General features: G+C 38.2%; 18 protein-coding genes and 2 pseudogenes. 12 read left to right on the forward strand and 8 right to left on the reverse strand.

The window, feature by feature from the left end:
* Positions 1–4: 4 nt before the first annotated feature.
* Both QVL57_RS05450 and rnd read right to left on the reverse strand, forming a co-directional pair.
* Positions 5–193, reverse strand: a complete 189-nt coding sequence (locus QVL57_RS05450; protein WP_290076360.1) for a zinc-finger domain-containing protein — start codon at positions 191–193, stop codon at positions 5–7.
* Between the two features lie 16 nt (positions 194–209).
* On the reverse strand, positions 210–1,367 hold the full coding sequence (gene rnd, locus QVL57_RS05455; protein ID WP_290076362.1) for a ribonuclease D: 1,158 nt from the start codon (positions 1,365–1,367) through the stop codon (positions 210–212).
* 85 nt (positions 1,368–1,452) lie between these two features.
* On the opposite strand from rnd, the gene aspS reads away from it, so the two are divergent.
* Complete coding sequence (aspS, locus tag QVL57_RS05460; RefSeq protein ID WP_290076364.1) at positions 1,453–3,240, forward strand: aspartate--tRNA ligase; 1,788 nt, start codon at positions 1,453–1,455, stop codon at positions 3,238–3,240.
* On the opposite strand, the gene QVL57_RS05465 is transcribed toward aspS, so the two are convergent.
* On the reverse strand, positions 3,241–3,966 hold the full coding sequence (locus tag QVL57_RS05465; protein ID WP_290076366.1) for a hypothetical protein: 726 nt from the start codon (positions 3,964–3,966) through the stop codon (positions 3,241–3,243).
* Positions 3,967–4,037: 71 nt separating this feature from the next.
* On the opposite strand from QVL57_RS05465, the gene parC reads away from it, so the two are divergent.
* A complete protein-coding gene (gene parC, locus QVL57_RS05470) occupies positions 4,038–6,272 on the forward strand; it encodes a DNA topoisomerase IV subunit A (protein WP_290076367.1) in 2,235 nt (744 codons plus the stop codon).
* A gap of 19 nt (positions 6,273–6,291) precedes the next feature.
* On the opposite strand, the gene queF is transcribed toward parC, so the two are convergent.
* From queF to QVL57_RS05485, 3 genes and pseudogenes are all read right to left on the reverse strand, one after another.
* Positions 6,292–6,756, reverse strand: coding sequence for a preQ(1) synthase (queF, locus tag QVL57_RS05475; RefSeq protein WP_290076370.1), 465 nt, complete (start codon positions 6,754–6,756; stop codon positions 6,292–6,294).
* A gap of 3 nt (positions 6,757–6,759) precedes the next feature.
* Positions 6,760–7,455, reverse strand: coding sequence for a 7-cyano-7-deazaguanine synthase QueC (gene queC / locus QVL57_RS05480; protein ID WP_290076371.1), 696 nt, complete (start codon positions 7,453–7,455; stop codon positions 6,760–6,762).
* Positions 7,456–7,832: 377 nt separating this feature from the next.
* A pseudogene (locus tag QVL57_RS05485) lies at positions 7,833–9,458 on the reverse strand (ribonuclease E/G); the annotation flags it as partial.
* Positions 9,459–9,734: 276 nt separating this feature from the next.
* Here QVL57_RS05485 and QVL57_RS05490 point away from each other — a divergent pair.
* The 3 genes from QVL57_RS05490 to prfB all read left to right on the forward strand — a co-directional run bounded on the left by QVL57_RS05490 (position 9,735) and on the right by prfB (position 14,464).
* Complete coding sequence (locus tag QVL57_RS05490) at positions 9,735–10,862, forward strand: N-acetylmuramoyl-L-alanine amidase (RefSeq protein ID WP_290076376.1); 1,128 nt, start codon at positions 9,735–9,737, stop codon at positions 10,860–10,862.
* 12 nt (positions 10,863–10,874) lie between these two features.
* Positions 10,875–13,340, forward strand: a complete 2,466-nt coding sequence (locus QVL57_RS05495) for a penicillin-binding protein 1A (protein WP_290076377.1) — start codon at positions 10,875–10,877, stop codon at positions 13,338–13,340.
* 16 nt (positions 13,341–13,356) lie between these two features.
* A protein-coding gene (gene prfB / locus QVL57_RS05500; RefSeq protein ID WP_290076379.1) for a peptide chain release factor 2 occupies positions 13,357–14,464 on the forward strand; the annotation gives its coding sequence in 2 pieces (ribosomal slippage) (positions 13,357–13,425 and positions 13,427–14,464; 1,107 coding nt in all).
* Here the strand turns inward: prfB and tyrS are convergent.
* Complete coding sequence (gene tyrS, locus QVL57_RS05505; protein ID WP_290076381.1) at positions 14,449–15,696, reverse strand: tyrosine--tRNA ligase; 1,248 nt, start codon at positions 15,694–15,696, stop codon at positions 14,449–14,451. The two genes, prfB and tyrS, sit on opposite strands and share 16 nt — an antisense overlap.
* Positions 15,697–15,711: 15 nt before the next feature.
* Entirely contained in the window at positions 15,712–16,386 is a 675-nt protein-coding gene (locus QVL57_RS05510) for an alpha/beta hydrolase (RefSeq protein WP_290076382.1), read from the reverse strand.
* Between the two features lie 96 nt (positions 16,387–16,482).
* Here QVL57_RS05510 and QVL57_RS05515 point away from each other — a divergent pair, with 96 nt between their 5' ends.
* The 7 genes and pseudogenes from QVL57_RS05515 to QVL57_RS05545 all read left to right on the forward strand — a co-directional run.
* Positions 16,483–17,619, forward strand: a complete 1,137-nt coding sequence (locus QVL57_RS05515) for a cysteine desulfurase family protein (protein WP_290076383.1) — start codon at positions 16,483–16,485, stop codon at positions 17,617–17,619.
* Positions 17,620–17,700: 81 nt separating this feature from the next.
* Positions 17,701–19,173, forward strand: a complete 1,473-nt coding sequence (sufB, locus tag QVL57_RS05520) for a Fe-S cluster assembly protein SufB (RefSeq protein ID WP_290076384.1) — start codon at positions 17,701–17,703, stop codon at positions 19,171–19,173.
* A 23-nt stretch (positions 19,174–19,196) separates the two neighbouring features.
* Positions 19,197–19,961, forward strand: coding sequence for a Fe-S cluster assembly ATPase SufC (gene sufC / locus QVL57_RS05525; RefSeq protein ID WP_290076385.1), 765 nt, complete (start codon positions 19,197–19,199; stop codon positions 19,959–19,961).
* Positions 19,958–21,112, forward strand: coding sequence for a Fe-S cluster assembly protein SufD (gene sufD / locus QVL57_RS05530; protein WP_290076387.1), 1,155 nt, complete (start codon positions 19,958–19,960; stop codon positions 21,110–21,112). The genes sufC and sufD overlap by 4 nt, the downstream gene beginning before the upstream one ends.
* Positions 21,102–22,328: a cysteine desulfurase gene (locus QVL57_RS05535; RefSeq protein WP_290076389.1), complete on the forward strand. Its 1,227-nt coding sequence runs from the start codon at positions 21,102–21,104 to the stop codon at positions 22,326–22,328. The genes sufD and QVL57_RS05535 overlap by 11 nt, the downstream gene beginning before the upstream one ends.
* Positions 22,318–22,635, forward strand: coding sequence for an SUF system Fe-S cluster assembly protein (locus QVL57_RS05540; protein WP_290076391.1), 318 nt, complete (start codon positions 22,318–22,320; stop codon positions 22,633–22,635). The genes QVL57_RS05535 and QVL57_RS05540 overlap by 11 nt, the downstream gene beginning before the upstream one ends.
* A gap of 91 nt (positions 22,636–22,726) precedes the next feature.
* Positions 22,727–23,332: pseudogene (locus tag QVL57_RS05545) on the forward strand (septal ring lytic transglycosylase RlpA family protein); the annotation flags it as partial.
* Between the last annotated feature and the right edge of the window lie 143 nt (positions 23,333–23,475).

Genomic DNA, 23,475 nt, shown 5'->3' on the forward strand with positions numbered 1-23,475 from the left:
ATTTTTAAATTTTTAAAACATAGCGTGTGCGACAATAGGGACATCTTTTTTCTGTTTCTTCGCCCATATTCAAAAAAATATGGGGATGATCAAATGGCGCATCACTACCAGAACACATAAAGTTTTTGGAGGTGATTTCTACTGTTTTTTCACCGTTTATATTATTAACTTCTAAAGTTTCATGCTCGGTCATAATTTCTTACCTCTAGTTAAATTTTATAATAAATAGCACGATTATTCTTAAAGCAAAAGCCCAGCTTACCTTGTAATAGCTCTTCTGCCAAATGGCCGAATATTTTAGCTCGCCAACCATGCATAACTGCCGTACCTTCGCAGGTATTTTGCAAAACCATTTGCTTTAAATTCGCTGTTGTTGCAATCATAGAGGTTGCTATATGATTTTCATGGGCTACTAGCTTTAACAGAAACTGCAGCATTTCAACAAGCGAGCTATTGCCTATATGAACGGCAGGGGCGTCTATCAAAGGTAACGTTTGCATTGGTAACTCAGTAACTTCATTGACTATATCGCACAATATTTTATAGTCAAATTTATGCCTGATGCCAAATTTTTTTACAGTTTTTAATGCTAAAAATTCTTGCTCATTTTTAGGTTGGATATTAGCAATTTCACTTATTATTTCATCTTTGAGCACCCAGCTACGTGGCAAATTGTGTTTTCTGGCCTTATCTTCGCGCCAAACAGCGATTCTTTGAATAATAGCTAACTCGCGCTGACTGTTACGTTTAGTTTTCAATCTAAGCCAAGCTTCTTCTATGGGGGGATCATAAGTTTCTGCTTTGTATAATGGTTTTAACTCTTCTTGAACCCAGCTTTCACGACCAGCTTTTTTTAATTTTTTAGTTAATTTTGCATATATATCGCATAAATAAGTCACGTCATGTAAGGCGTAAGTTAACTGCTCTTGGCTTAGAGGGCGTGTGGACCAATCGGTAAGTTGTGAAGATTTGTCTAATTTTATTTTTAACAGACTTAGTACTAGTTGTTGATAGGATATGAAATCATCATAACCGCATAGCATAGCAGCAATTTGACAATCAAAAATTGGCGCTGGAATAACTCCATGACTTTCAAAATATAAGATTTCCAAATCTTGTCGACCTGCAAAAAATACTTTTACAATTTTTTGATTTTGCAATAAAGAAAAGAAAGATTCTAAGTTTATCCCTTCTGCCAAGGGGTCAATAATCGCATTTAAGCTATGGGTTGCCACCTGAATTAAGCACAGCTTAGCATAATAGGTTTTCTCGCGCAGAAATTCTGTATCTATAGCTACAAAATCTGTGCTTTGCTCTATCTTTGCTATCAACTCATTCAATTTTTCAGTACTAGAAATAATGTTCATTATAATACTCTATATAACTTGATTTATTAAAAGTAATAAAATATCATGAAGATAGCAAGCTTTTTAGATAGAAGGATTAGTTAAAATGCATCGATATCGCAGCCATCTATGTAACGAACTTAACATTGCGAATATCGACAGCCAAGTGCGTCTTTCTGGTTGGGTGCATCGCGTACGCGACCATGGCGGAATATTATTTATAGATTTACGCGACCCTTACGGCATTACACAGATCGTGGCCTCGCCACAAGATGCAGCTTTTAGCGTAGCAGAAATACTGCGCAGTGAATGGGTTGTTTGTATTAACGGTGTTGTTAAAGCGCGTGCCAAGGATGCGATTAATAAAAATCTTGCTACTGGTGAAATAGAAGTTTTTGCTTCGGATATTGAAATCTTATCAAAAGCTGAAGAATTGCCTCTACCTGTATTTGGCGAGCCTGAATACCCGGAGGATATAAGGTTGAAATATCGTTTTTTAGATTTACGCCGCGAAACCTTGCATAAAAATATTATGAGCCGCACCAATATTATTGCGTATATACGTGAGCTAATGCAAAAAGCAAGCTTTACAGAGTTTAGCACTCCAATATTAACAGCTTCTTCGCCAGAGGGAGCACGCGATTTTTTAATTCCTAGTCGGATACATAACGGCAAGTTTTTTGCTTTGCCTCAGGCTCCCCAGCAATATAAGCAATTATTGATGATGTCTGGGTTTGACAGATATTTTCAAATTGCTCCTTGTTTTCGTGACGAAGATCCACGAGCCGATAGACTACCTGGGGAATTTTATCAGTTAGATGTAGAGCTTAGCTTTGTAGAGCAAGAAGATATATTTAGTCTTATGGAGCCGATAATTATTAAATTATTTGAGAAATTTGCTAATGGCCAAAAAGTTACACAAAAATTTCCGCGCATTCCATATGAAGAAGCAATGCGAAAATACGGATCAGATAAACCAGATTTACGCAATCCCATTATTATGTCGAATGTTTCGTCATATTTCAAAGATTCTGGATTTCAAGTCTTTGCTAATATTTTAGCTAATAACCCAAAGGCGGAGATTTGGGCTATTCCCGCTCCTGGGGGGGCTAGCCGCGCATTTTGCGATAAAATGAATAGTTGGGCGCAATCAATTGGTGAAGCTGGGTTGGGCTATATTTTTTGGCGTATGAATGATGGCGCATTAGAAGGAGCTGGACCAATAGCCAAAAATTTAGGACCACAGCGCTGTGCTGAATTGCAAAAGCAATTGAAGTTAAAAGACAATGATGCCTGTTTTTTTGTTGCTGGTGTACCTAAAGCGTTTTGTAGCTTTGCTGGTCGAGCTCGTACCAAAATTGCTGAAGAGTTAAATATTATAAATCAGGCCGGGTTTGAATTGGCCTGGATTGTAGATTTTCCTTTTTATGAATGGAATGAAGACGAAAAAAAGATAGAGTTTTCGCATAACCCATTTTCAATGCCACAGGGCGGCTTACAAGCCTTACAAGATAATGATCCATTAACAATCAAGGCTTATCAATATGATATCGTTTGTAATGGATTTGAAATTGCCTCTGGCGGTATACGCAATCATTTACCAGAGCTTATGATTAAAGCTTTTGAGCTTGCTGGATTTAGCAAAGCAGATGTAGAAGAGCGCTTTGGCGCGCTTTACCGTGCATTTCATTATGGCGCTCCACCGCATGGCGGCATGGCTGCTGGCATAGATCGCATTGTTATGCTATTATTAGGCGCAAAGAATTTGCGCGACATTTCAATATTTCCAATGAATCAACAAGCAATGGATTTATTGATGGGGGCGCCAGCTCCAGCAAGCAATAAACAGCTTAGTGAGTTAGCTTTGCGTGTTGCCCCTAATATAAAATTATAATTAAGATTTTGTAGTAATATTTAATAAACTTAATAATTGTGGCATGTGATCTTTTAATAAATATATAGCAAACAAAGATACAGGTATTTGCGGTGCTGCAATGATACGTAATTTTTTTAGGTTAGTTTTATACAAGAGATTCGCATAGGTAAAATTGCTTGCAAATAGCTCTAACGTGCTTAACCCTTTTACATTACCAAAAGACATTAAACCCTTAATAGTTTCATCATTTGCTAATTTGATGTTTAAATTTTTAGCCACCAAATTATGCGTATTGTTATTAAGCGAAAATACTGCTGTAGCACTACCAGTATAGTTGGGTGTGCTTTGTAAAGCAAAGCTACCTAAGCTTAATAATTGTTGCGAGTTATCCTCGCTGTCTTTTAATTTTATCTTTGTCGCACTAGCCAGAATTTTATCATTTTGTTGCAATAATAGCTTGCTACAATTTAGCTCATCTACATTGCTACCACTTTGCTTTAAGACTATATCGTTTAGTTTTGCAGCCATATTTAGCGAATAAAACTCAGCCATATCTATAAAAGAATTTAGCGGCGTTTTACGTAAATTATGAATTATAATTTTATCAATAGTTTGGCCCGACACTTTTACATTATAGTAGATAATGTCGACACCGTGTTTTTCTATTTTACCGACTGAATCTATTTTAGGCAGAGCAAAGGCGCTTAGAGCAAAAATACATATAAATGGTAGAATAAACTTCATTGCGTGGCTTTACTTATCATAGGACTTTAACTAGTATAGTTATTTAATAAACTTTTGTGGTAAATAAAGCTATGGCTAATAATAAAAATTCTGCTGTGGAAGAAATAGAGCTTAAGCGTGCGTTAGAAGAACGATATCTAGCCTATGCCCTGTCTACAATAATGCATCGCGCGCTACCTGATGTACGAGACGGGCTAAAGCCAGTGCATCGCAGAATAATTTACGCTATGCGTTTATTAAGGCTGTATCCAAATCAAGCTTATGCAAAATGCGCCCGCATCGTGGGTGATGTTATGGGGAAATTTCACCCCCATGGCGACAGCTCTATTTACGATGCTTTGGTGCGATTGGCACAGGATTTTTCTGTACGCTACCCATTAATAGACGGGCAGGGCAATTTTGGCAATTTAGATGGTGATAATGCTGCCGCTATGCGTTACACAGAAGCTAGAATGACAGATATTACCAGCTTTTTACTAGATGGGCTTAATGAAGATGCCATAGATTTTCGCCTTACCTATAATGAAGAAGATAAGGAACCTGTAGTTTTACCTGCCGCTTTTCCGAATATCTTAGCTAATGGTTCATCTGGAATAGCGGTGGGTATGGCAACTTCTATTCCTCCACATAATATTTCTGAACTTTGTGAGAGCTGCTTATATCTGATACAGCATCCTAACGCCAGCACCCAGGAGCTTTTGCAGTTTGTTAAAGGCCCAGATTTCCCAACTGGTGGTATTGTAATAACCAGCCAAGAAGAATTACACGAAGCTTATAATAGTGGCCGAGGTGGCTTTAGGCTAAGATCGAGATGGCATAAAGAAAGCGGTGAACGCGGTACTTATCGTCTTGTTGTTACCGAAATACCGTTTCAAATACAAAAAAACCGGTTGGTAACAAAAGTACAAGAAATGCTATATGCACGCAAACTGCCTATGCTAGAAGATATACGTGATGAATCTGCCGAAGATGTGCGTATCGTTATTGAGCCAAAGTCAAAAAATACCGATGCTGAACTCTTAATGGAATCTCTATTTAAGCTTACCGAGTTTGAAGTGCGTATTGGCTTGAATATGAATGTGTTAAGCATGGGCAAAATCCCAAATGTTTTATCGCTAAAAGAAGTTTTACAGCAATGGTTAAACCATCGCAAAGAAGTTTTAGTAAGACGCTCTAATTTTCGCTTAGCCAATATTGAAGCACGCTTAGAATTGGTAAGTGGGTATTTGATAGCTTATTTAAATTTAGATGAAGTTATAAGAATCATACGCGAAGAGGATGAGCCAAAACCAGTTCTTATAGCAAGTTTTGAGCTTACCGATAATCAGGCAGAAGCTATTTTGAATATGCGACTGCGTTCTTTGCGCCGCTTAGAAGAGCTAGAGTTAAAAAAAGAGCAAGCTGCTCTTGAAGAGGAAAAAAAACAATTAGAGACTTTGCTGGCGAGCGAAAAGCATCAATGGCAAATCTTAAGCAATGAAATTAAGACCTTGGCAAAAAATTATGGACCAACCACAGAGCTTGGTAAACGCCGCACAGATTTTGGCACAGCAATTGAGCATGATGTTGAAGCTTTAGAACAAGCGATGATAGAAAAAGAAGCAGTTACGGTAATTATTTCTGAAATGGGCTGGGCTCGCGCACTTAAAGGCCATTTATCTTCGACTGATAATATTACTTTTAAGGAAGGCGATCAGGCAAAATTTATTTTGCCAGCTTATACAACAGATAAATTATTATTAGTTGGTAGTGATGGTAGATTTTTTGCTTTAAATATTCATACTCTTCCCGGCGGGCGTGGACAGGGCGAACCAATACGTCTCTTGCTTGAGCTAGAACAGGACCAAGAATTATTAGGAATTTTTATTTATAAGCCAGATGATAAATTGCTGCTAATTTCTCATCAAGGCTACGGTTTTATGGTTACACAAAGCGAGTTACTTTCTACCACTAGAAAAGGTAAACAAATTATGAAGGTGAAAGCCCCAGATAGAACGGCTTTGTGCAAAGTAGTATCTGGCACGCATTTGGCTATTATAGGCGATAATCGTAAATTGCTTGTATTTCCACTCACGGAAATTCCACATATGTCACGCGGCAAGGGAGTACGCTTGCAGAAATACAAAGATGGTGGAGTACGCGATGCTATCTGTTTCGATATTTCAACGGGACTGCAATGGCACGATAGTGCAGGGCGTAGTTTTACAAGACAAGCCGAAGAAATAACAGAATGGCAAGGCTCTAGAGCTGCGGCTGGTAGAATGGCACCACGTGGCTTTCCAAAATCCGGTTATTTTGAGACCTAATATTTAAAAATTTAAGCTGTTAACGTCCACGATATGGCGGCACATCTTGCTCTGGAATCCATGTTTGTGCTGGAGCTTCTCCGGTTTGCCAAAAAACATCTATAGGAATCCCACCGCGTGGATACCAATACCCACCTATGCGAAGCCATTTTGGCTGCAATAATTCTATCAGTCTTTTTGCAATAACTATTGTACAATCTTCATGAAAAGAGCCATGATTTCTAAATGCGCCTAAGAATAACTTCAAAGATTTGCTTTCTACCAACCATTGATCTGGTACATAATCTATAACGATATGAGCAAAATCGGGCTGCCCAGTAATTGGGCATAGTGAGGTAAATTCTGGTGCCGTAAAACGTATGCAATAGCTAATGTCATTTTGTGGGTTTGGTACTTTTTCTAAAACAGCCTCGTCTGGTGTTTGTGGCAGCTCAACTTTAGTGCCTAATTGTTTTAAATTCCCATAAACTGAATTATTACTCATAAATTATTCCTTATTGAAATTAAGTATAGTTTTTTGCCAAAAATCATTATCTTCATAAATGGTTGGGTCTTCAATTTTAGCCAGAAAAAAAGCCTCACGTCGTTCTACGCAAGTGCCGCAACGGCCACAATGAATCTCTCTACCCTTATAGCAAGACCAGGTTTTTTCGAATGGTGTATTATATTTAGCACCATCTTTTACAATATCTGCTTTAGTTATAGTAGCGTAGGGGGCATTTAAGGAAACCCGGCCTTCAAGCGAATATTTTTCCATTTCATTAAAAGCTTGCAAAAAATCAGGTCGGCAATCTGGATAAATAAAATGGTCACCACCATGTACGGCTAAAGCAACTTCTTTTACCTGTTTTTTTACAGCAGCGGCAAAAGCTATGCATAAGAATATGGCATTTCTGTTCGGTACCTCAGTAATTTTCATAGTTTTTTCGGCATAGTGACCATCTGGTACATCTATAGCACTTGTTAATGCTGAGTTATCAAGGGCTTTAGTGATATTTGATAAATCAAAAATTTCAAAATCTACACTCAAATCACTAGCACATTGCTTGGCAAAAAGTAGTTCTTTTTTATGTCTTTGGTTGTAATCAAAAGAAATTATAGCCTTTAATTTTTTATTATATGCCAAATTATAAGCAAGACTTACTGAATCTAAACCGCCAGAGCATATCAATAAACTTGTCATGCTTCCCCCGTTGCTGCTGTTGCTTTTGCTTTTCTACGTTGCCACCAACCAGTCCGTTTTGGCTTCGGTGGCTCAATATTCTCTGCATCCACTTTTTCTACTGAAATCTCTGCTGTTTCAGTAGTCGCCTCGATTTCTGTTTCTTTGAGAGCTGTTTTTTTAGGGCGTGGTTTTTTTATTTTTACGGCCTCTTCTTGCTCTACTTGTACTGGTGCTTTTTTTACAGGCTTATTTTTTTGGCTTTTTGCCGCTGCGACTTTTTTTGGCGCTTCTTTTATTTTTGCTGGTTTTTCTTCTATAATAGATGGCTCAGGCTCTGCAGCTATTCTAACCTCCATTGCATCTATAAGTAATAGCTTTTTTTGTGCTAGCCCCGCCTTTTCTATAGTAGCAATTTTATTAGCTGCATGATTGTCAGTATCTATAGTTATTTCTACATCAAATCGTTGCTCTAACTCCAATAATTGTTGCTTCTTTTTGTTAAGAAGGTATAGGCCATATTCTATATTTGTTTTTATCACTAGATTATGCTTATCGTCTTTTAATAACCACTCTTCTAATAGGCGCAAGATATAAATACCAACTGAAATTGGCGATCTAATATAGCCGAAACCGTTACAAGATTTACAGATTTGCGTAGTGCTTTCTAATACAGAAGAGCGCAATCTTTGACGGCTCATTTCTACTAGACCAAAAGGCGACATACGCCCTACTTGTATCCGAGCTCTATCAATTTTTAAGCAATCGCGTAATATTTTTTCTACTTGTTTTATATTACGCCGATCCTCCATATCAATAAAATCTATGATAACCAAGCCAGATAAGTCACGTAATCTTAGTTGCCTTGCAACTTCAGCGGCGGCTTCTAAATTGGTTTGTAGAGCAGTTTTTGCTATGCTGCTTTCCTTTGTAGCCCTTCCGGAGTTTACGTCAATAGCTACAAGCGCTTCCGTTTGATCGATAACTATATACCCGCCAGATTTTAGCCCAACGGTTGATTCTAGCATTTTGTCCAACTGTGCTTCTATGTTATATTTGGTAAATAAAGGCACTGTTTCTTTATATGGCTGCACTACTTTTGCATGGCTTGGCATAAGCATGCGCATAAAGCTTTTAGCTTCCTTATAGGCGCTTTCTCCAGATACAAGAATTTCTTCTATATCTTTCTTATACAGGTCACGTATGGCGCGTTTAATCAAACTACCTTCTTCGTGAACCAGGCAAGGCGCATGGGAAGCTAGGGTTTTGTCTCTTATATTTTCCCACAGGCGCAATAAATATTCATAATCACGCTTTATTTCTACTTTTGTTCTAGTAGCGCCAGCTGTACGCAATATCATACCCATGCCCTGTGGGGCGTCTAAAGATTTTATCAAGGTTTTTAGATGTTTACGATTTTGTACATTTGTTATTTTGCGCGATATGCCAACTCCTCTAGCCGTATTTGGCATCAATACGCAATAACGTCCCGCTAAGGAAAGATAGGTTGTTACCGCAGCCCCTTTATTGCCACGCTCTTCTTTAACTATTTGTATAAGTAAAATTTGGCGCTTTTTAATAACCTCATGAATCTTATATTGCTTACGAAAATTTACTTTCTTCTCTTGCAACAATTCGTCAATATCGTCATCGCTGCCTAAAGTGTCAACATCATCTTCTGTTAGTTCTTCAGAGGTTTCTGAGGCAAGTACTACATTTTCTTCTTCTAAATCATGTGCTTGGCTTTCTGCTTCTAATAATTTTTCTTTATCGGCAGTGGGAATTTGATAATAATCTGGATGTATATCAGAAAAAGCTAAAAAGCCATGGCGATTGCCACCATAATCCACAAAGGCTGCTTGCAGCGACGGCTCTACGCGCATGACTTTTGCTAGGTATATATTACCCTTTATTTGTTTTTTGTGACTGGATTCAAAATCGAACTCCTCCACTTCATTTTGATGTAAGACAGCGACTCTGGTTTCTTCATGATGCGCAGCATCTATAAGCATTTTTTTTGGCATTAGTTAAACCCTACAGGTAGCAAAAATTATTTTTTGCTGTTCTAAAATATATTTTGCTATCCAGCTTTTTAAATACTCTAAAAGCCTTTTAACAAAACTCTAAATTTCTGTTTGAATCATTATAATTATGATTACTCACGCATTACAATAATAGTAAATTTGCAATAATACAAGTTTGCATCTATAGTATCTCATAAAATATCAATTTTGTTACCAGAAATCATGTGGAATTTTATTTTTCGGTTTATTATTTGCTTGTTTGTCTTGGCACAGCTCATGCTCTACAGTTATGCAGCGCAAAACCGCGCGCTTATTAGCCTATATGCTAATATTACAACACAAAATAGCACTAAGATTGTGGCTGTTTTTAATTTTAAACCAAAATATCAGCTTAAATTGGACCAGGTTAATAATAAAAAAATTATATTTCAGTGCTCTCGGTTAGACAAAGCATTAAATATTCAAGCTGGCGGCATAGTTAATAACATAACACGCAATGAAAACACAGATTATACAGAATTTACGTTAAGTTTAAATGAGCTGGTTAAAATAAGAAATACTAAAATGCAGGAGTTAGCTCCTGGGCTATGGCAAGTTTCTTTTGATTTAGCGATAAGCAATGCAAAATCACCTTATTTACAAAATATTACGCAAAAAAATATTGTTAAAACTATATTAGGGTCAACAAAGCCTGAAAAAGCTAAAATTTTTACTGTTATACTTGATCCTGGGCATGGCGGCATAGATAGCGGTGCCGTGGCAGCCGATGGGATGATGGAAAAAAAACTAACTTTACAATTTGCTAAGATTCTACAAAATGTTCTAAGTTCTAACCCAAAAATAAAAGTTTTGTTAACTAGAACCACTGACACATATCTATATTTAAGCGAAAGGGTACAAAAAGCCCGAGAGCTCAAGGCCGATTTGTTTATTTCTATTCATGCGGATATTATAAATTCGCCTGCCATACGCGGCGCTACAATATATAGGCTTTCAGAAATTGGGTCAGATAAATTGGCACAGCAATTAGCTATAAGTCAAAACAAGGTTGATGAATTAGGCAGTTTAACGCTACCAGAAACTCCAAAAGTAGAAAATATACTTTTAGATCTCACAAAAAAAGAAACCGATAATTTTCGTTCGGCAATAGTGTCTATGATGGTAAACGCGCTTAAACAACAGCACATTCGACTTATTAATCACCCGGATAGATCGGCGAACTTTTATGTACTAAAGGCTCTAGAGTTTCCTTCAATATTAGTTGAGCTAGGTTATTTGTCGAATAAATCTGACGAATATTTGATAAGAGATGGTAAATGGCAAATGAAAATGGCCCATGCTATGGCAAATGCCATAGAGAAATTTCGTAAATACCGACTTGCTAATTCATCGAATCAACGATAAGCTATGCATATTATGAAATATATAAGCTACATATTTAGCATTATGATAACTATAGGCTTTGTAGGCGTTTGCTTAGCCGCAGTTGTTGTTAATAATACGGTGAAATCTTTGCCGGATTATGCTGTTTTAAAAAATTATCAGCCGGAAGTTATGAGTCGTATCCATGCTTCTAATGGGGAGCTTATAGCAGAGTTTGCTACAAAAAAACGTTTATATTTGCCTATTCAAGCAATACCAAATCGTGTTAAATCTGCTTTTATCTCTGCCGAGGATAAAAATTTTTATAAGCATTTTGGATTAGATCCAGAAGGGCTTGCCCGCGCTGCAATAACCGACATAAAATATCTTTGGATAGGGCGTCGACCAGAGGGCGCCTCTACTATTACTCAACAAGTAGCTAAAAATTTTCTATTAACCCCGGATGCGAGTTTAAAACGAAAAATTAAAGAAGCGGTGTTGGCTATTCATATGGAAAAGGCCTATAGCAAAGATCATATTTTAGAATTATATCTAAACGAGATTTATCTAGGTCGCGGTGCTTATGGTATAGCTGCAGCGGCTCTTACTTATTTTAATAAAGCGGCAGACGAGCTAACAATAGCAGAGGCAGCGTATTTAGCTGCCTTACCAAAAGGGCCACGCAATTACGACCCATTTAAACATCCTGACCGTGCTTTAGCAAGACGCAATTGGGTTATAGATCGTATGGCCGAGAATGGCTATATCTCTGCCAGCCAAGCCCAACAAGAAAAAGCCAAAAGTCTAAGCGTGCATTTACGTGATGATGATAATATTAGCTTTGCTGATGATTATTTTGTAGAAGAAGTACGAAAACAATTATTGGCAAAATATGGGGCTTCTACTTTATATGGCGGTGGCTTATCTGTACGCACTACGTTAAATCCTAATTATCAGCTTGTTGCTCGTAAAGCTTTACAGCAGGGGTTAATTAAATTTGATAAAAACAAAGGATGGCGTGGACCATATAAACATATCGAGTTAAAGAGCGGTTGGCAAGAAACCTTCGCTCAGATACCAGGCGTTAACGATGTGCCAGAATGGCAGCTGGCTGTGGTAACTAAAGTTGGCTCTGATAAAGCACAAATTACCTTGCAACCACATATAGACCTAGCCGGAAAACTAGTCGATTTACAAAAAACTGGTACTATAACTGCTAAAGATGCAAAATGGGCTTATCGTTTATTAGACGCAAAGTCTTTTGCCGTTACGCATGCTGCCGATTTAAAAAATGTGCTTAAAATTGGCGACGTAATTTTTGTAGAGCCTATAAATAAAGACAGCAATGAATTTCAACTATGCCAACTACCAGAAATACAAGGTGCTATGCTAGCTATGAATCCAACTACTGGCCGTATATTAGCGATGGTAGGCGGATTTTCTTTTGCTCAGTCAGAGTTTAACCGAGCAACGCAAGCAGCTAGGCAACCAGGCTCGGCATTTAAGCCTATAGTCTACGCAGCCGCTTTAGACAACGGCTATACACCAGCCTCAGTAGTTTTAGACGGGCCAGTAGAAATTGACCAACAAGATGGCACCGTGTGGAAACCAAAAAATTATGAAGGTGGTTTTTCAGGTCCTTCTACGTTACGCTTTGGTATAGAACACTCACGCAACCTTATGACTGTACGATTAGCAAATGATTTAGGCATGTCAACGGTAGCGGAATATGCCAAGCGCTTTGGGGTGTATGACAATATGCCGCCGTTATTATCTATGTCTCTTGGCGCCGGCGAAACAACATTGCTAAAAATGGTAAAAGCCTATGCAATTATAGCTAATAAAGGTAAGTCTTTGGAGCCAACGCTTATAGATAGAATACAAGACAGATATGGCAAGACCATTTATAAGCATGATCAACGTATTTGTGAAAATTGTAATGCAGATGGGTGGCATAATCAAGAAGAGCCGAAATTGATTGACAATAGAGAGCAAGTTTTAGATCCGATGACAGCTTATCAAATCACATCCATGCTTGAAGGTGTAGTGCAGCGAGGCACGGGGCATAGTTTAAAATATTTAAATAAAAACATTGCCGCTAAAACTGGAACTACAAATGACTCGAAAGATGCTTGGTTCATAGGCTTTACTCCTAATATTGTTGTTGGTGTTTATCTGGGCTATGATCAACCCCGTACGTTAGGTTTTGGCGGCACCGGAGCAGTATTAGCTGCGCCTGTCTTTGGAGATTTTTTTGCTAAAGCTCTGGGGCAGGAGCCGGATGTACCTTTTGAAGTGCCAGCAGGAATGCTGCAGATCCCTATAGACCCCAAAACTGGTATGCGCGTTACCGAAGATGACGAAGATTCTATAATTGAAGACTTTAAACCAGGTACAGGTCCAGCCGACAGTTACGAGGTTATAGGCGGTACAGATATATTTAAAGAAGGGGTGCGGGTACCACCCTTATCTATGCAGGCACAGGATGCTATAGAAAATGGCGAAAGCGGCTTATATTAACATAAGGTCTAAGTAAATGCGGACAGAAACAGAATTATTAATTAAGGAACTTAAACAAGCAATAGATTTGCTGAGGAGGCACCTTTGACTGGGAAAACGCCATAAAAGAATTAGCTAATTTAAACCAACAGCTAGAATTACCAAATTTTTGGGATAATACAGAGCACGCGCAGGCAGTTATGCGCAATCGGCAGATGCTAGAAAATAACATAAATGAGCTGCAGGATTTTGAAAATAGCTTAAATAATTATGTAGAATTAATAGAATTAGCTGAGCAAGAAGGTGATTTAAATCTGGTTGCAGAAGCCGAAGCTGGTCTAAAAGGCCTGCAACAACAACTGAAGGCCAAACAAATCAAAACTCTGTTATCGGGAGAAGCAGATTCTAATGATTCTTATCTTGAAATACATGCAGGCGCAGGCGGCACAGAAAGTCAAGATTGGGCTTCTATGTTGTTACGTATGTATAGTCGCTGGGCTGAAAAGCATGGTATGAAGATACAGCTTTTGGAAATACATGCAGGGGAAGAGGCTGGGATAAAATCTGCCACCATATTAGTAAGTGGGCATAACGCTTACGGAATGCTTAAAACAGAATCAGGTGTGCATCGTTTAGTTCGTATCTCGCCTTTTGACTCTAATGCCAGAAGGCATACGTCTTTTTCTAGCATTTGGGCTTACCCAGTAATTGATGACAATATTACTGTAGAACTTAATGAATCAGAGGTGCGTATTGATACCTATAGAGCTTCTGGTGCTGGTGGACAACACATTAATACGACTGATTCAGCAGTACGCATTACGCATATTAAAACTGGCATTGTTGTGCAATGTCAGGCTGAACGCTCACAACATAGAAACAAAGCTGCTGCCTGGGCTATGTTGCGCTCTCGCTTATACGAGCTAGAGTTACAAAAACGCGAAGAAGAGGCGAATAAAGTACAAAATACTAAAACGGATATAGGATGGGGGCACCAAATTCGTTCTTATGTATTGCAGCCCTATCAATCGATTAAAGATCTACGTACAAATTTTGAAAGTACAAATACAAAGGCCGTGTTAGATGGTGATATAGATGGATTTATTGAAGCTTCCTTGGCTGCTAGAATTTACGAGGCACAATAGATTAACACATGTTTTTTCTTGCCAAAAGAAAGCTTTATAAAACCGTCTTCATTTAAATTTTCTTTGGAAATAACCGTATTTTCATCATTAACTGTATGGTCATTTATTTTAATGGCATCGCCCTTTATATGTCTACGAGCTTCTGAGTTTGAAGTAGCAAAGCCAGCCTTTACAATCAAACTCAGCAAACCAACGGCATTGTTTAATTCACTAGCAGAAACTGTTATGCTAGGCATATTTTTATCTATTTGGCCACCTTCAAAGATATTTTTTGCTGCTTGCGCTGCCTGTTGCGCTGCCTGCTCGCCATGTAGCATGCTAGTTATATGAGTTGCCAAGATTTTTTTTGCTTCATTCAACTCGCCACCATCTAATTTAGCAAAGCGCTCTATTTCTTCTAAGCCCAGCGTTGTATATAATTTGAAGAATTTTATAACATCGCCATCTTCGCAATTACGCCAATATTGCCAAAACTCATATGCAGAACACATATCCTGATTTAGCCAAATTGCACCATTAACGGTTTTACCCATTTTTGCGCCAGAAGATGTGGTTAGCAAAGGAGAGGTTAAGGCGTAAAGCTGCGGCAATTGTAATTTATGGGCTAAATCTATGCCATTTATTATATTGCCCCATTGGTCTGAGCCGCCAAATTGAACGCGTGCATCATATTTTTCGTTAAGTTGTATAAAATCATAGGCTTGCAAAATCATATAATTGAACTCTAAAAAAGACAAAGATTGTTCGCGTTCTAGTCTATTTTTAACACTATCGAAGCTTAGCATACGATTTATAGAAAAATGCTTCCCAATATCGCGCAAAAACTCTACATAATTAATGTTGCCAAGCCACTCTACATTATCTAGTAATAATGCATTATTAGAAAAATCTATATATTTGGCAAAGACTTTTTTTATAGAGGCAATATTATCGTTAATTGCTTGGCGTGTTAATAATTGCCGCGCATTATCTTTAAAAGAAGGGTCTCCTATCAGGCCAGTACCACCACCCATTAATACTATCGGTTTATGCCCAGTTTTTTGTAGCCAGTGCAACATCATAATTTGTAATAAACTGCCTACATGAAGACTCGGTGCCGTTGGGTCAAACCCGATATAGGCTGCAACTTGTTCTTGACAAAACAGCGCATCTAATCCCTCATCATCCGAGATTTGGTAAATAAATCCACGTTCATGCATTACTTGTAAAAAATCTGATCGAAATGTAGCCAAGATCGTCTCCTTAAATCATTTCAATAATTTGTGTTTTTTAGGGACTAGCCCTCCGTCCAAGCGTTTTTGTATATAATTGCCACACGCTTCCATAAGTTGAGGGATATGATCGGTATAAAAGTGGTTTGCTCCTTCTATCATTTTAGAAGCTACAACTATGCCGGATTGACTCTCTAGCGTTTGTATTAATTCCTTAACATAATAAGCCTTAGCTACGCTATCTTCAGTACCACATGCTATAAAACCAGAAGCAGGACAGGGCGCCAAAAAGGAAAAATCGTAAAGCCTGGGTTGTGGTGAGATAATTACAAAGCCTTCTATCTCAGGGCGTCGCATCAATAATTGCATAGCTATCCACGAGCCAAAAGAATAGCCCACAACCCAACAACCCTTATGGTTGTCATTAAACTGCTGGGCCCAGTTCAAGGCCGCGGCGGCATCTGCAAGTTCACCTGGACCATGGTCAAAACTACCCTGGGAACGACCTATGCCACGAAAATTAAAACGCAAAGTAGAAAAGCCATATTCACGAAAAAGGTGATAAATATGATACGTCACAGGATTGTCCATATGCCCGCCAAATAAAGGATGGGCATGCATAATTATAACCAATGGCGCGTTTTTATTATGCCCCGTTCGATAATGGCCCTCTAACCTACCAGCAGCGCCGTTAAATATAACCTCAGGCATAGAGCTACTCCTATCTTCCTAGACAAACCTGTATTAAATATATATGATATTTTTGTTATTTAATAGTTTTTTTTATGCGAAAGGTTATAAAAGCCTATGAAAAATCGCTGCTATCTTGATTATAATGCCAGCTCGCCCTTAGAAGCTGAGGCAAAAGAAGCTTTGGTGGCTAATTTATCTATTTTTGCTAATCCTTCCTCTACCCATAAAGAAGGTCAAAAAGCTAGAGCTGTTTTAGAACAAGCTAGGCGCAATATAGCAGCTTCTGTAAAGGTTTCAGCAGCTAGTGTTGTTTTTACTTCTGGTGCAAGTGAAGCCGCTGCGACATTATTAAATCCTTATTATAAAATCGGACATTCCGAAATTTATTGCTCACATCTATATATTAGCGCCGCTGAGCATAAAACTATACTGGAAGGGGGTAGATTTACAAAAGACAATATATCTGTTTTACCACTACTGCCATCGGGAATTTTAGATAAAGCGGCACTTATAGCCAGGCTTGAGCAGCATGACCACACAAAAGGTATGCCGTTGGTTGCTATACAGGCAGCAAATGGCGAAACAGGTGTAATACAACCTATAAAAACCCTAGCAGAGATTGTGCATAGCCATAAAGGATTATTAATTGTAGATGCTGTACAATATTTAGGCAAGGTTGATATGAACCTTAGTGCCCTTGATGCTGATTTTTCTATAATCTCTGCCCATAAAATTGGCGGTCCTAAGAATATCGGCGCCTTAATTTGCCATAGCGATATTATAACACCGCAGCCATTGATAAAAGGTACTCAAGAATCTGGCCTACGTGGTGGTACGCAATCTATAGCCTTGTGTGCTAGTTTTGCGGCTGCTTTAAAAAAGCGGGAAGATATGATGATAAACACGGATTATATAAACAGGATACAAAATTTGCGTAATTTTTTTGAAGAGGGCCTAGAAAAATTAAGCAGTAATATCAAGCTTCATGGCAAAATGGCTAAGCGCCTTTGCAATACTAGTTTTTTTTCTTTTACCAATATAGAAGCTCAAACAGTGCAAATTGCTCTAGATTTAGCAGGTTTTGCGGTGTCGCGCGGCTCTGCTTGTTCTTCTGGTCGGATAAAGCATAGCGAAATTTTAGCCGCTATGGGCGTAGAAAATTCTATGGGGGCGATCAGAATTTCTATAGGACCAGAAACTACAAAAGAAGATTTATTGGCACTGCTACTATCTATCAAAAGTTTTATTTAAATTCCTAGTCTTGCACAACGCAAAAAAAGCAGTTATTATAATCTTGTATATTAAAGTTAAGTTTTATAATGGAGTGTGGCTGTGCCTGCTGTAGAAGATACAATCCAACAGGTAAAAAATATTGATGTTGATCAATATAAATATGGATTTGAAACTAATATAGAAACAGAAAAAGCTCCAAAAGGGCTGAATGAAGATATAATAAGATACATATCTTCTAAAAAAAATGAACCTGAATGGATGCTGGAAAAACGTCTGGCGGCATATGCCAGATGGTTAGAAATGTCTGAGCCTGAGTGGGCTAAGCTTAATTATAAAAAGGTAAATTTTCAGGATTTATATTATTTTGCGGCCCCGCGTAATCATGTGGCCCCAAAGTCACTAGCCGACGTTGATAGTGAGCTATTGCGCACTTATGAAAAGCTAGGAATTCCCTTGCGCGAGCAAGAGATTTTAGCAGGCGTGCAAGCAAAAGACAGGGTTGCTGTAGACGCTGTTTTTGATTCAGTATCGGTAGTCACAACATTTAAAGAAGAATTGGCTAAAGAGGGGGTAATTTTTTGCTCTTTTTCTGAGGCAGTGCAGAATCATCCAGATTTAGTGCAAAAATATATGGGCTCTGTTGTGCCAGCAGCGGATAATTTTTATTCTGCCTTAAACGCAGCGGTATTCACCGATGGCTCATTTGTTTATATTCCAAAAAATACCCGTTGCCCTATGGAACTTTCTACATATTTTCGTATAAATGAACGAAATACCGGGCAATTTGAACGCACATTAATTATTGCAGAAGAAGGAGCCTATGTTTCATATCTTGAAGGATGCACAGCACCCCAAAGAGATGAACACCAATTACATGCCGCCGTAGTAGAGCTTGTAGCGCTTGAGAATGCAGAAATAAAATATTCTACCGTGCAAAATTGGTATCCCGGAGATAAATCTGGTGCTGGCGGCGTATACAATTTTGTAACAAAGCGTGGAGATTGTCGAGGCAATGGTTCAAAAATTTCCTGGACACAGGTTGAAACAGGCTCGGCAATTACCTGGAAGTACCCTTCATGCTTGCTACGTGGTGATAATAGTCGCGGCGAATTTTACTCTATAGCCGTATCAAATGGCTATCAGCAGATAGATTCGGGCACAAAAATGATACATTTGGGTAAAAATACCTCTAGCCGTATAGTTTCCAAGGGCATTTCGGCAGGATATTCAAATAATACATATAGAGGTAAAGTTTTAGCGCAAAAGAAAGCTTTTAACGCTAGAAATTTTACACAATGTGATAGCTTACTAATTGGCAATAATTGCGGTGCACATACGGTACCTTATATAGAAGCAAAGAATTCTCAGGTGCAATTTGAACATGAGGCAACTACATCAAAAATTTCTGATGAACAGCTTTTTTACGTAACGCAAAGGGGCATTGATGTAGAAGAAGCGATTGCTCTTATCGTTAATGGCTTTGTTAAAGAGGTAATTCAGGAACTGCCTATGGAATTTGCAGTAGAAGCACAAAAGCTTATAGGTATTAGTCTTGAAGGCAGTGTGGGTTAAAGCGAAGAAAAGAGAGTATATTTATGTTAGAGATCAAAAATCTTCATGCAAATATTGCAGAAACTGAGACGCCAATAATTAATGGCCTTAATTTAACGGTTGCTAATGGTGAGGTTGCAGCTATTATGGGGCCAAACGGTGCTGGCAAATCTACTTTATCTTATATAATAGCAGGACATCCTAGTTATGAAGTTACCGAAGGGGATATATTATTTAATAATATTTCCCTATTAGATTTAGAACCAGCTAGCCGTGCGGCTTTAGGAATTTTTCTGGCATTTCAATATCCTTTAGAAATCCCTGGCTTAGCTACTATGGAATTTTTAAAAGTTGCCCTAAACTCGCAGAAAAAAAAGCGTGGTGAAGAGCCTTTGTCTACACCAGAATTTATAAAAGAAGTAAAAGCAGCTGGGGCTGTTTTAGATATAAACATTGATATGCTAAAGCGTGCATTAAATGTTGGCTTTTCTGGCGGCGAAAAAAAGCGCATAGAAATGTTGCAGATGCTTTTATTGCAACCAAAGTTAGGCGTATTAGATGAAACCGACTCTGGCTTAGATATTGACGCTTTAAAAATTGTAGCCCAAGGGGTAAATAGTTTACGGTCCGCTGAACGATCATTTTTAGTAATTACCCATTATCAACGCTTATTAAATTATATCGTGCCTGATACAGTGCATATTTTACATAAAGGTAGGATAATTAAGAGTGGAGACAAAAGCTTAGCATTGCATCTTGAAAAAAATGGCTATGCTGAATTCATTGCTAACGACAAGGGCGCGGCATGATGTGTTTTGAACAACGCAATATGGCTCTGGATTTACTAAAAAAACAAGGGCTACCGACAAAAAAAATCGAAAAATGGCATTATACAGATTTAAAAAACATCTTACCCTCTGATTTATTGCCGCCTGAGCCTAAAAGTTTTTTAGAGCTACCGGTTGTAGAAGATACGGCTGTAATTTTAAAAAATGGAGCTTTACAAAGTCTTCCCAACATCTCGGGAATAATATTTAAAAAACTAGCAAATCGGCAAAGAGAGTTATTGCCAAACGACCCCATAGAGCAAATAAACACCGCTTATATAACAGCAGGTGCAGACATCACTATAGCACAAACGCTTGTAACACCCTTAATTATTAATAATGTTTTTGCTACTGAGCAAACCCATGTAGGCTTTAATATAAATATCAATCCCAATACGAGTGCAACAATTTTAGAGCATCATACAGCGGAAGTAGGTAATGCCCTTGCAACTAGCATATCAGAGCTTTTAATTGCAGAGAATGCAATAGTAAATTACATAATTTTGCATAATCATCCTATTTTTAATATTGAATTACAACAGTTTAATGCCAGAATAAAAGCTGGGGGGCAGTTAAACTTATATGTAATAAATATAGGCTCTTGCGCTAAATTGCGCCGTCAGGAATTAAATATTTCTATTTTAGAAGAAAATGCAAATTTTCAACTACGTAGTGTAAATTTGCTCGACAAAAAGGCCCATAATGACATAGTAATGAATGTGAATCATATAGCCCCCAATACGCAATCAAAAGAATTACTAAGAAATGTAGTACGGGATGAGGCATTTGGCGCATTTCAAGGCATGATAAAAGTAGCCCAGCAAGCGCAAAAAACTGACGCGAAAATGAGCTGTAACACGCTTTTGCTCTCTGACAATGCAAGCTTTAGCGCAAAGCCAGAGTTAGAAATTTTTGCTGATGATGTTGCATGCGGCCATGGAGCAACAATAGCACCATTGAACAAGGATCTTTTATTTTATCTAAATGCTCGAGGCATAAAGGAAGAAGAAGCTCGCGCTCTTCTTATCAAAAGTTTTATCCAAGAACTTATAGCTGAAGATCCGCAAGTCGAAGAATTAGTTAGCACACACATACATAGCTGGACAGAAAAATTAGCGAGCAATGATGTTTGACATACAAAAAGTTCGGGCTGATTTTCCAGCATTGGAACAAAAAATTTATGGTAATAGGCTGGCCTATTTAGATAGTGCCGCGTCTGCACAGAAACCCAAAGCAGTGATTGAATCTATTACCCTGGGGCTGAGTGCTAATTACGCCAATGTTCATCGCGGGCTACATTTTTTGGCAAATGAAGCTACAGAGGCTTATGAAACAGCGCGTATTACAGTAAAAAAATTTTTAAATGCAAGCCAAGAAGATGAAATTATTTTTGTAAAAAATGCAACCGAAGCCATAAATTTAGTAGCATATAGTTGGGGCATGAAAAATCTAAAATCTGGTGATGAAATTTTATTGTCCAGCCTAGAGCATCATGCAAATATAGTACCATGGCATTTTTTGCGGGAGAGACTTGGCGTTGAGTTAAAATTCGTACCCCTAAATAGTGAAGGAAATTTTGATTTACCAGAATTTGAAAAAGCGATAAGTAAAAAAACCAAACTTTTAGCTATTAGCCATATGTCGAATGTTACAGGCGAAATTTTACCAATTGAAGCAATTATAAAAAAAGCTAAAGCTTATGATCTTCCGGTTCTTGTAGATGGTTCACAAGCCGTAGTACATAAGCAAGTTGATGTACAGGCACTTGGCTGTGACTGGTACGTTTTCACTGGTCATAAGCTTTATGGTCCTACAGGCATTGGTGTGTTATATGGCAAAAAAGAGCGTTTAGAGGATATGCCACCTTTTTTAGGTGGTGGGGAAATGATAGCAGAAGTTACTACCAGTTCTGTAAGCTATAATGTACCGCCCTTTAGGTTTGAGGCGGGAACGCCACCAATAATTGAAGCGATAGGGCTAACAGCAGCTATTACTTATGTAGAAAGCCTAGGCTATGATTCTATAGCAAATTATGAAAAAGAACTAAGCTTGTACGCCAAGGAAGCTTTAAGCGCTATAAAGGACTTGTCTTTTTACGGAGCAGTGGAATTAAAACATGGCATTTTTTCATTCAATTTAAAAAATATTCATCCCCATGATCTAGCTACATATTTAGATAGAAAAGGGGTAGCCATACGAGCGGGCACGCACTGCGCTCAGCCTTTATTATCTATCTTTGGCATAACCGCCTGCGCCAGGGCTTCATTAGCCCTGTATAGCAACAAAGCAGATATAGATCAACTAATTACAGCGCTTGACCAAGCAAAAAGGTTTTTTGATGGAAAGTGAAGAAACGCAATTAACAAAAGACATAATAGCAGCACTCAAGACCGTTTACGATCCAGAAATTCCGGTAGATGTATATGAATTAGGCCTAATATACAAAGTGGATATCGAAGAAGGAAATGTAATTAAAATTTTAATGACGTTAACGGCACCAAATTGCCCCGTAGCTGGCGATTTGCCAAAATGGGTAGAAGACGCGGTAAGCGCCGTTGAAGGTGTGCAAATGGCTGAGGTTACCCTAACCTTTACACCGCCTTGGACCAAAGATCTGATGTCAGAAGAAGCGCAGATAGCTCTGAATTATTATTGATAGATGCAAAAAATAGTTGCAATTTAAACTTAATCTGGTTATGGTTAACGCTTATAATTTAAATAATATTTGAACTTTGGGTAGTATATGTATGATAACCAAAAAAAATATGTTTGCGTTAATTACTTCTTTTTGCCTTGCTTTAAGCGGATGTGCACAGCATGGAAGTTTTTCGACGCTTGGCGGTAAAAGCTCTGGGGAATATTTTAGAGAATCAAAATATGGAACAAAAGCCAGCCCACGGGTGGGTGTATCGGCAGATAAGGTTGCCCAGGCTAATTATGTAAAACTTGGCAAGCCATATAAAGTTCATGGCAAATGGTATTATCCCCGTAAAAAATATACCAATTACACGCAGATTGGAAAAGCCTCTTGGTATGGTGCGGCCTTTCAAGGCAGGCTAACAGCAAATGGCGAAGTATATGACATGAATTCACTTTCGGCTGCGCATCCGACTATGCCTTTGCCTAGCTATGTTAGAGTCACAAATCTTAGCAACGGATCGTCGATAATTGTACGCGTGAATGACCGTGGTCCCTATGTTTCAAGCCGAATTATAGATTTGTCTAAACGGGCGGCAGAATTATTAGATTATAAAGACAACGGTTTAGCGCAAGTAAAAATCCAGTATATTGGCCTAGCGCCTTTACATACAAACGACAATAGCTATCTTATAGCTTCTTATCGCGCTGGCGGCTACAATCAGAATCGTACTATGGTAGCGAAAAAAGATCTAAGCGAGCATAAGGATAATATGCTAGCCATGCTGCCAGAATTTGGACCTGTATTACAATTTAAGCATTTGTAAAAATATTATAAATATAGCAGAGAGCTTTTTAT

Origin of the sequence: Bartonella sp. TP (assembly GCF_030406085.1) — a bacterium.
GTDB lineage: Bacteria > Pseudomonadota > Alphaproteobacteria > Rhizobiales > Rhizobiaceae > CALTWN01.

Excerpts from the sequence above, each read along its gene's own strand:
- parC (WP_290076367.1), top strand. The coding sequence starts at position 4,038 with ATGGCTAATAATAAAAATTCTGCTGTGGAAGAAATAGAGCTTAAGCGT.
- QVL57_RS05450 (WP_290076360.1), bottom strand. The coding sequence starts at position 193 with ATGACCGAGCATGAAACTTTAGAAGTTAATAATATAAACGGTGAAAAA.
- QVL57_RS05540 (WP_290076391.1), top strand. The coding sequence starts at position 22,318 with ATGGAAAGTGAAGAAACGCAATTAACAAAAGACATAATAGCAGCACTC.
- QVL57_RS05510 (WP_290076382.1), bottom strand. The coding sequence starts at position 16,386 with ATGCCTGAGGTTATATTTAACGGCGCTGCTGGTAGGTTAGAGGGCCAT.
- QVL57_RS05515 (WP_290076383.1), top strand. The coding sequence starts at position 16,483 with ATGAAAAATCGCTGCTATCTTGATTATAATGCCAGCTCGCCCTTAGAA.
- sufC (WP_290076385.1), top strand. The coding sequence starts at position 19,197 with ATGTTAGAGATCAAAAATCTTCATGCAAATATTGCAGAAACTGAGACG.
- rnd (WP_290076362.1), bottom strand. The coding sequence starts at position 1,367 with ATGAACATTATTTCTAGTACTGAAAAATTGAATGAGTTGATAGCAAAG.
- sufD (WP_290076387.1), top strand. The coding sequence starts at position 19,958 with ATGATGTGTTTTGAACAACGCAATATGGCTCTGGATTTACTAAAAAAA.
- aspS (WP_290076364.1), top strand. The coding sequence starts at position 1,453 with ATGCATCGATATCGCAGCCATCTATGTAACGAACTTAACATTGCGAAT.
- QVL57_RS05535 (WP_290076389.1), top strand. The coding sequence starts at position 21,102 with ATGATGTTTGACATACAAAAAGTTCGGGCTGATTTTCCAGCATTGGAA.
- queF (WP_290076370.1), bottom strand. The coding sequence starts at position 6,756 with ATGAGTAATAATTCAGTTTATGGGAATTTAAAACAATTAGGCACTAAA.
- QVL57_RS05495 (WP_290076377.1), top strand. The coding sequence starts at position 10,875 with ATGAAATATATAAGCTACATATTTAGCATTATGATAACTATAGGCTTT.
- QVL57_RS05490 (WP_290076376.1), top strand. The coding sequence starts at position 9,735 with ATGCTCTACAGTTATGCAGCGCAAAACCGCGCGCTTATTAGCCTATAT.
- queC (WP_290076371.1), bottom strand. The coding sequence starts at position 7,455 with ATGACAAGTTTATTGATATGCTCTGGCGGTTTAGATTCAGTAAGTCTT.
- QVL57_RS05465 (WP_290076366.1), bottom strand. The coding sequence starts at position 3,966 with ATGAAGTTTATTCTACCATTTATATGTATTTTTGCTCTAAGCGCCTTT.